This is a genomic window from Glycocaulis sp., assembly GCF_052168375.1.
Lineage (GTDB): Bacteria > Pseudomonadota > Alphaproteobacteria > Caulobacterales > Maricaulaceae > Glycocaulis.
Window position 1 is genome coordinate 1 of record NZ_JBQLZR010000168.1, and the last position, 7,314, is coordinate 7,314.

The window sequence follows — 7,314 nt, forward strand, 5'->3', positions numbered from 1 at the left end:
AGGTGATGCCAAGGCAGTAGCACACGGCCGAATTGGCGGCAGAGCCGCGCCCCTGACACAGAATGCCTTGCGCGCGCGCCCAGGCGACAATGTCGTTCACGGTGAGGAAATAGGCCGCGTATTGCAGCTCCGCGATGAGGGCGAGCTCCTTTTCCAGAAGCGCCTTCACTTTCGCGCTCACCCCGCCGGGATAGCGCCAGTTGGCGCCCTTCCAGGCCAGATGCTCCAGATGCGCCTGCGGGGTGGAGCCGGGCGGCACCGGCTCGTCCGGGTATTCATAGCGCAGCTCGTCCAGGCTGAACGTGCAGCGCTCCGCAATTGTCTGCGTGCGGGCGATGGCGGCCTCGAAGCCTGCAAACAGGCGCGCCATTTCGGCCGGGCTTTTGAGATGCCGTTCGGCATGGGGCTCAAGGCGCAGGCCCGCCTCCTCGATGGTGCAGTGCTCGCGTATGCAGGTCATCACGTCCTGCAAGGGCCGCCGCCTCGGCTCGTGATAGAGCACGTCATTGACCGCCACGATGGGGGTGCCGGCACGCCGGCCCAGCGCATCCAGCCGGGCGATGCGCTCGCGGTCGCGGCCCCGGTAGCGCCAGCTTGCTGCCAGCCAGATGCGCCCGGCAAAGGCCGCGCCCAGCCGTTCCAGCACGGCCTCGAAGCGGGCATCAATCTCTTCTGGCGGCACGGCGATGACGCACTGGCCCTGGCCTGCCTCCATCACGTCTTCAAGGGTCAGATGGCATTCGCCCTTGGGCGCTTTCATCTTGCCCTTCGAGATCAGGGCGGAGAGGCGGCCATAGGCGTCGCGGGTTTCGGGATAGCAGATCAGGCTGAGCCCGCAGGCAAGGTCGAGGCGTGCGCCGACCAGCAGTTTCAGACCCTGCTCCTTGGCCGCCGTGTGGGCGCGTACCACACCGGCCAGCGTATTGCGGTCGCATACCCCGATGGCCGAGAGGCCGAGCGCCCTGGCCTGCTCGACCAGTTCCGAGGCGTGGCTCGCCCCGCGCAGGAAGGAGAAATTGGTGGTGACCTGAAGTTCGGCGTAAGGAGGGGCAGTCATGCGAATAGCCCGCACACATACCAGCGCGGCGGCCCCCCTCGCGCATCGTCATAAAGCCCTTCGCGCATCAGCCAGTAGCGATGCCCGCTCTCGTCCTCCACCCGGTAATAGTCGCGGGCGCGCACGCCGTCGGCGGCGCCGCGCCACCATTCCGGTCCGATCCGCTCCGGCCCGTCTGCGCGGGTGACGGTGCGGGTAACCTTGCGCCAGGTGAAACGCGCCGGGGGCGCATCGGGCAGTATGGCGATGGTCTCTACCGCCTCTGGCCGGTCGAACACGATGAGCGGTCGCAGGCCTGAGGGCGGTCCTGCCTCCGGCCAGGGGGCAAGGGCGCCGGGAAACGGCTCTGCCATCTCGCTGCGCCAGGGCAGATGGCTCTCACGCGGGGTGAAGACCTGCACCAGATCATCACCCAGACGGGCATTGAGCCGGTCTACCAGCGCCGCCGTCTCCGCCGGGTCGGAGCCGGGCAAGGGCGCGCTGTCGGGCAAGGCGCTGGCAAGGGCATCAAGCGCGCTGGCGCCATGGGCGCTCAGCGTCATCACATCAATCCCGAAGCCGGGGTCCATGGCTTCCAGCCGCGGGGCGAAGAGGCGCGCGATTGCGGCGCCATCGCGCCCCGGACGCGACAGGGTGAGGCTGGCGCTGGTGCGCGTTCCATCGCAGCGATAGCCGGTCAGGATGAAGCGCCGCGCGCCTTTGCCGGCCTCTTCCAGCTGGCGCGTGACGGTGGCGAGCAGCTTGCCAAGCGCGTCCTCGATACCGCCAAGGCTCATCAGGGGTTCCGGCCCTGACAGGCGTGCGGTGAAGCGCGCGGGCGGGCGCAAGGGCACAAGTGGTTCGGGGCGCGCGCCCAGCGCCTGGTCCAGCCGCAACAGGACATCGCCCGCGGCCTCCCGGTTGCGGAAGCGGCGGGCAAGGGCCTGACGCTCGATCCTGTCCAGCTGGCCGATGCGCGTCAGCCCGAACCGGCGCAGCACGCTGATCGTGGCCGGTGTCAGGCGCAGCGCCGCAACCGGCAGCGGGGCCAGCGCCTCACGCGCCTTGCCCGGCTCTGCGCGCACCCCATGCGTGTCCCCGAACCGGGCGAGCGCCCAGGCCGCGCCTGCCGTGTCGGCAAGGGCGAGGCGAGGGGTCAGGGACAGACCCTCCAGCGCGCGGCGGATGGCGGCCAGAAAGGCGGCTTCGCCCCCGAACAGGTGCGCGCAGCCCGTCACGTCGAGGCGCAGGCCGTCCTCCCCGTCCATGGCGGCAAGCGGGCTGAACCGCTCCATCCACAAGGTCAGGCGGCGCAAGGCGCGCGCATCGGCGCTGCGGTCTATCTCTTCGGCCACCAGTCCCGGCACACGCGCGCGCGCATCGGTCAGGCGAAGCCCGGCCTCCAGCCCCAGCGCGCCTGCCGGTGCGTTCACTGCTGCCAGCGTGCGGCCATGCACGCTGGTTTCGGTCAGCACAAAGGGTGCGCCGTCCTCAACCGGCCAGGGCGTGGTGCGGGTGCGCTTCAGCCTCTCCATTGGCCAGTGCGGGAACCAGACGCACACAAAGCGGCGCATCATTCATCTCCATCAGGAAGCTGTCTCCGGCCCGGCCGGGAAAATCGCGAGAGCGCTCCAGCGTCACCGTCCAGCGCGGGCGTCCGGGGCTGCGCGGGTCCCACCGGTTGGGAGCAGACGGGGCCGAGGCCACGCGCCAGCGGGCGCGCGCCGCGCTGGCCTCGTGCGTGCGCCAGGAACGCACCAGAATGACCGGCGTGCCGCTGCGCTCATGGGCCAGGCTGAGGCGCCGGGTGAAGGTGAAGTCTGCCGCGTCCAGCTCTGCGATCACGGCGCCCAGCGCCGATGAGCGGGCCGCCTCGTCAATCGCCCGCAAGGCTTCGGTGGCGGTGCGGGTTTCCACCAGCATCACCCGGCCCGGATCTGCGCCAAGGGCGGCAAGCCCGCGCGCACTGATGCGGCCCTGATCAAGGCGCTGCTTGCGCGCGCGTACCCACAGCCAGCCGCCATGCGGGCGGGTATGGGCAAAGCCGACGGCCAGCCCCAGCGCCGCCGGGGCATCGGCAAAGGCTGCCGGCACGATCTCGTGCACGCCTTCCAGCGGCTGGCCGAGCCTGTCCTCCAGGCGCGTTGATGCCTCCTCGCTGTGCAGGGCGAGACGTTTCAGGGGCAGGTCTTTGAGGATCGCACGGGCCATATGTTCTTATTTTGTTCTTGGGCCCAAGAGTCAAGAGCGGTGATTCGGTACGCCACTCTCCTCGCATCCCCGCGTAGGCGGGTCTGCAGAGATCATGGGGCGATGGCCACGCTTGTGGCTCTGGGTTCCCGCCTGCGCGGGAACGACGAGGGGGAGGGTGGGGACCTATAACGTGCAACTCACACGTTTCACCGGCGAAAGCCGGTGCCCAGCATGTTTCTGGGTCCCGACTTGCGTCGGGAAAACGAGGGATGGGAAGCTAGAAACCCTAGCCCCGCGCGGCGTTGACCAGATGGTCCACGTCTTCGGCTCTGGTCTGCCAGTTGGTGACCAGGCGGAAGGAGCCGTCCGTCCACTGGTAGACACCGATACCGGCCGCCTCCAGGCGGTCCTGAACGGTCTGCGGCAGGTTGGCGAAGACCTCGTTGCCGTCCACCGGGTGGGCGAGGGTGACGCCCTCGACACCGGCAAGCCCCTTGGCGAGACGCGCCGCCATGGCGTTGGCGTGCGCGGCCAGCTCCAGCCAGCGCCCGTTCTCCAGCCAGGCCTCGAACTGGGCGGCGACATAGCGCATTTTCGGCAACATGTGACCGGCGCGCTTCTGGCGCACTTTCAGGGCGCCAAGCCGGTCCATGACGGAGGGGAAGAGGATCACGGCCTCTGCGGCGAGTGCCCCGCCCTTGGTGGCACCCAGGCTCAGGACATCGACGCCCGCCCGCCAGGTCAGGTCTGCCGGATCGCATTTCAGCCCGGCCAGCGCATTGGCAAAGCGCGCGCCGTCCATGTGCACGGCGAGGCCGCGTGCCCTGGCCATGCCGGCAAGCGTGGAGACGCGCTCCACATCATAGGCGGTGCCGGATTCGGTGAGGTTGGAGAGGCTCAAGACGGCCGGCGGGGTGGTGTGGACGAAATCGTCCGGCCATTCCTCCAGCGCGGCGGCCAGCGTTTCGGCGTCCAGCCGGGCATGATCGCCCTTCAAGGGGATCAGCTTGGCACCGCCGGTGAAGAATTCCGGCGCGCCGCGCTCGTCGCGGTGGATATGGGCCTCGTCATGGCACAGGACCGCGCTGTCACCCGGACACAGGACTGACAGGGCGAGCGCGTTCGAAGCCGTGCCCGACACGGTGAAGACCAGTTCCAGATCGGTGGAGAATATCTCGCGCAGCCTCGCCTTCACGCGCGCCGATATGGCGTCATTGCCATAGCTGGCCTCAGCGCCTGCATTGGCGCGGGCCATGGCATCAAGAAGGGCAGGGTGGGCGGGGGCGGTGGTGTCGGACAGAAAGCTCATGGGCGCGAAGCTGGCACCAGTTCACCGCCCGATCAACGCTGCATCGCCGTTCAGGCAGCGGCGATCTTGCGCGCATACATGGCAGCGTCGGCTTCGGCCATGGCCGTTTCCGGGGTGATGCCGCTCTCCAGCGTCTGGACACCCCAGGCCGCTTTCAGGTGCAAGGTCAGACCCTCGAAATGGATCGGGGCTGCCGCGATGGCCTCGGCCAGCTCCTCGGCCTTGCGCTCTGCCGCTTCAACCGGGGTCAGGACCAGCACCACGCCGAACTCGTCACCGCCAAGGCGGCCGACTGCGTCGGTATCGCGAAGCTGCGCGACCAGCGTGTCGGCGACCACTTTCAGGGCCTCGTCACCGGCGGCATGGCCGTGCGTGTCATTGATGGCCTTGAAGCCGTTGAGGTCGAAATAGACCAGCGCCGAAGGCGCATCGTGACGCTCTGCCAGTGACAGGGCTTTCGATACCTCGCGCAGGAAGGCGCGCCGGTTCAGGACAGGCAGCAGCACGTCACGGTCGGCGAGGTTTTCCAGATCGCGAACCTTGGCACGCAGCGCTTCGGTTTCCCGGCGCAGCTGGTCCACCTCTCCCATCAGGGTGAGCAGGGCACGCTGGACATTGGGGGTCAGCTCGGCCTCGGGAACGCCCATGATGGACGCGGTATCGCCGGTGCGGCGCGCAGGCGCAGGCGCAGAAACGGCGCCCGCCGCATCGCTGCGCGCTGTACTGCCAACCGGTCCTGCAGCCATCAGACTGCCAGCCGGACCACTGGATCGCACCCGCATGTCCCCGATCCTTTCCTTGTGACTCGGCTGCAGTCTTCAGGATCGTGGTTAATAAAGGCTCAAATTGGCGCGAGACGGGTTCACCTGCTGCTTGACGGCAAACGGCTTATGGCTAGGCTCGCGCGCTTTCCGCTGCCCGGAGGCTGCGCATGGCGACCCGTTTTCCTGATCCTGCTCCGCCCGTAGCGGTCATCATGGGCTCACGCTCGGACTGGCCGACCATGCAGCATGCAACCGGGGCGCTCGACGCTCTTGGCGTTGCCTGTGATGTCCGCGTGATCTCGGCCCATCGCACGCCTGACCGCATGGTCGACTTTGCGAAATCTGCCAGGGCGCGCGGTGTGAAGGTAATCATTGCTGGCGCTGGCGGTGCGGCACACCTGCCGGGAATGGTGGCATCCCTGACCGAGCTTCCGGTGCTCGGCGTGCCGGTTAAGTCAAAGGCGCTCAAAGGGCTCGACAGCCTCCTCTCCATCGTCCAGATGCCGGGCGGCATTCCGGTTGCAACGCTCGCCATTGGTGAGGCCGGGGCGAAGAATGCAGGCTTGCTCGCCGCCTCCATCCTGGCGCTGGGCGATGCAGCACTGGCCAAGCGTGTGGCAGACCACCGAGCGGGCCAGACCGACAGCGTTCCCGACACGGTAGAGGACTAGGCTCGACACCATGCTGAAACCCGGCGCGCGCATCGGCATTCTCGGCGGTGGCCAGCTTGGCCGCATGCTGGCGCTGGATGCCGCACGGCTGGGCTTTGACTGCGTGATCTTCACCCCGGAGGACGACAGCCCCGCTGGGCGTGTGGCCGCGGCCTGCGAAATCGCGCCTTACGAGGATCTCGAGGCGGTTGCCCGCTTTGCCGCCAGCGTTGATGTCGTCACCTACGAGTTTGAAAACGTGCCTGTCGAGACGGCGCAGGCTGCGGGCCGCCATGCGCCCTTGCGCCCCGGCGTGAAGGCGCTGGAGGTGTGTCAGGACCGCGTGACGGAGAAAAGCTTCGTCAACGAAGCGGGTATCGAGACGACGCCCTGGCAGGCGGTGTCCAGCGCAAAAGATGCCATCGCGGCGGCGCAGGCGCTCGGCGTGCCGGCCATATTGAAGACGCGGCGGCTCGGCTATGACGGCAAGGGCCAGCAGGTCGTACGCCGCGCCGGGGACGCGGCTTCGGCGTTCGAGGCGCTTGGCAGCGTGCCCTGCATACTCGAAGCCTTCGCTCCCTTCACACGCGAAGTGTCGGTTGTTGCCGCCCGCAGCGTGGACGGTGCGGTCGCGGCCTTTCCACTGGCTGAGAACCATCATGAGGGCGGCATATTGCGCGTCTCGACGGCTCCGGCGCCGGGCGCGGACGGCCTTGCCGGTGAAGCCTTGCGCATAGCCTCGGCCATCCTTTCCGGCCTTGAGTATGTGGGCGTGCTGGCGGTGGAGCTTTTCGTGCTCGAGGACGGGCGGCTCTGGGTCAACGAGATTGCGCCGCGTGTCCACAATACCGGGCACTGGACGATGGATGCCTGCACCGTCAGCCAGTTCGAACAGCATATCCGGGCCATCGCGGGCTGGCCGCTGGGTGATCCGGCGCCGCATTCGGCCGCGCGCATGGACAATCTGATCGGGGCGGATGTGGAGCGCTGGCAGGCGCTGGCATCAGAGCCGGGCGTGTGTCTGCACCTCTATGGCAAGGGCGAAGCGCGCGAAGGCCGCAAGATGGGTCATGTGAACCGGCTCTCACCGCTCTCCTGACGGATCGCGGGCGCGCTGCGGCGTGATGGAGGGGCCGATCCCCAGATGATCCGTGCGGGAGGCACGATCGCGGTCCATCGCCCGCAGCAGCGGAGATCGGCGGGTCTGCTCGCGCTGGGCATTGAGGAAGTGCACGCGCAAGGCCTCAAGCGTCGAAGGGCTGACGCCGAGCTGTTCCAGTTCGAACTCCAGCCTGTCCATATCCTCGTCAAACTCCAGCGGTCCCTGACCGAACGCGCGGATATGATAGAGCGCCAGCTCGG

The 7,314-nt window shown here is 68.1% G+C and carries 8 protein-coding genes; 2 read left to right on the plus strand and 6 right to left on the minus strand.

Annotated features, from left to right (window positions below; all coding sequences use genetic code 11):
- The 5 genes from ACTS2Z_RS06695 to ACTS2Z_RS06715 form a co-directional block, all read right to left on the minus strand.
- A partial coding sequence (locus ACTS2Z_RS06695; RefSeq protein WP_442572445.1) for a PHP domain-containing protein occupies positions 1 to 1,057 on the minus strand: 1,057 nt, incomplete at its 3' end.
- Positions 1,054 to 2,613: a Y-family DNA polymerase gene (locus ACTS2Z_RS06700; RefSeq protein WP_442572446.1), complete on the minus strand. Its 1,560-nt coding sequence runs from the start codon at positions 2,611 to 2,613 to the stop codon at positions 1,054 to 1,056. The genes ACTS2Z_RS06695 and ACTS2Z_RS06700, both read right to left, overlap by 4 nt.
- The gene (locus ACTS2Z_RS06705; protein WP_442572447.1) at positions 2,528 to 3,247 is read right to left on the minus strand and encodes an ImuA family protein; all 720 of its coding nucleotides are present in this window, start codon (positions 3,245 to 3,247) and stop codon (positions 2,528 to 2,530) included. Before ACTS2Z_RS06705 ends, ACTS2Z_RS06700 begins: the two co-directional genes overlap by 86 nt.
- 268 nt (positions 3,248 to 3,515) lie before the next feature.
- On the minus strand, positions 3,516 to 4,538 hold the full coding sequence (locus ACTS2Z_RS06710) for a threonine aldolase family protein (protein WP_442572448.1): 1,023 nt from the start codon (positions 4,536 to 4,538) through the stop codon (positions 3,516 to 3,518).
- Positions 4,539 to 4,588: 50 nt separating this feature from the next.
- On the minus strand, positions 4,589 to 5,320 hold the full coding sequence (locus ACTS2Z_RS06715) for a GGDEF domain-containing protein (RefSeq protein WP_442572449.1): 732 nt from the start codon (positions 5,318 to 5,320) through the stop codon (positions 4,589 to 4,591).
- A 149-nt stretch (positions 5,321 to 5,469) separates the two neighbouring features.
- Between ACTS2Z_RS06715 and purE the strand changes: the two genes are divergently transcribed.
- Both purE and ACTS2Z_RS06725 read left to right on the plus strand, forming a co-directional pair.
- Positions 5,470 to 5,973 carry a 5-(carboxyamino)imidazole ribonucleotide mutase gene (purE, locus tag ACTS2Z_RS06720; RefSeq protein WP_442572450.1) on the plus strand — a complete coding sequence of 168 codons (504 nt, stop codon included), beginning with the start codon at positions 5,470 to 5,472 and terminating at the stop codon, positions 5,971 to 5,973.
- A gap of 10 nt (positions 5,974 to 5,983) precedes the next feature.
- Positions 5,984 to 7,051: a 5-(carboxyamino)imidazole ribonucleotide synthase gene (locus ACTS2Z_RS06725; RefSeq protein WP_442572451.1), complete on the plus strand. Its 1,068-nt coding sequence runs from the start codon at positions 5,984 to 5,986 to the stop codon at positions 7,049 to 7,051.
- Here the strand turns inward: ACTS2Z_RS06725 and ACTS2Z_RS06730 are convergent.
- Positions 7,037 to 7,314, minus strand: a 278-nt coding sequence (locus ACTS2Z_RS06730) for a hypothetical protein (protein ID WP_442572452.1), incomplete at its 5' end; no start/stop codon positions are given. The two genes, ACTS2Z_RS06725 and ACTS2Z_RS06730, sit on opposite strands and share 15 nt — an antisense overlap.

Coding starts and splice junctions, on each gene's coding strand:
- ACTS2Z_RS06705 (WP_442572447.1), bottom strand. CDS start 3,247: ATGGCCCGTGCGATCCTCAAAGACCTGCCCCTGAAACGTCTCGCCCTG.
- ACTS2Z_RS06725 (WP_442572451.1), top strand. CDS start 5,984: ATGCTGAAACCCGGCGCGCGCATCGGCATTCTCGGCGGTGGCCAGCTT.
- ACTS2Z_RS06715 (WP_442572449.1), bottom strand. CDS start 5,320: ATGCGGGTGCGATCCAGTGGTCCGGCTGGCAGTCTGATGGCTGCAGGA.
- ACTS2Z_RS06710 (WP_442572448.1), bottom strand. CDS start 4,538: ATGAGCTTTCTGTCCGACACCACCGCCCCCGCCCACCCTGCCCTTCTT.
- purE (WP_442572450.1), top strand. CDS start 5,470: ATGGCGACCCGTTTTCCTGATCCTGCTCCGCCCGTAGCGGTCATCATG.
- ACTS2Z_RS06700 (WP_442572446.1), bottom strand. CDS start 2,613: ATGATGCGCCGCTTTGTGTGCGTCTGGTTCCCGCACTGGCCAATGGAG.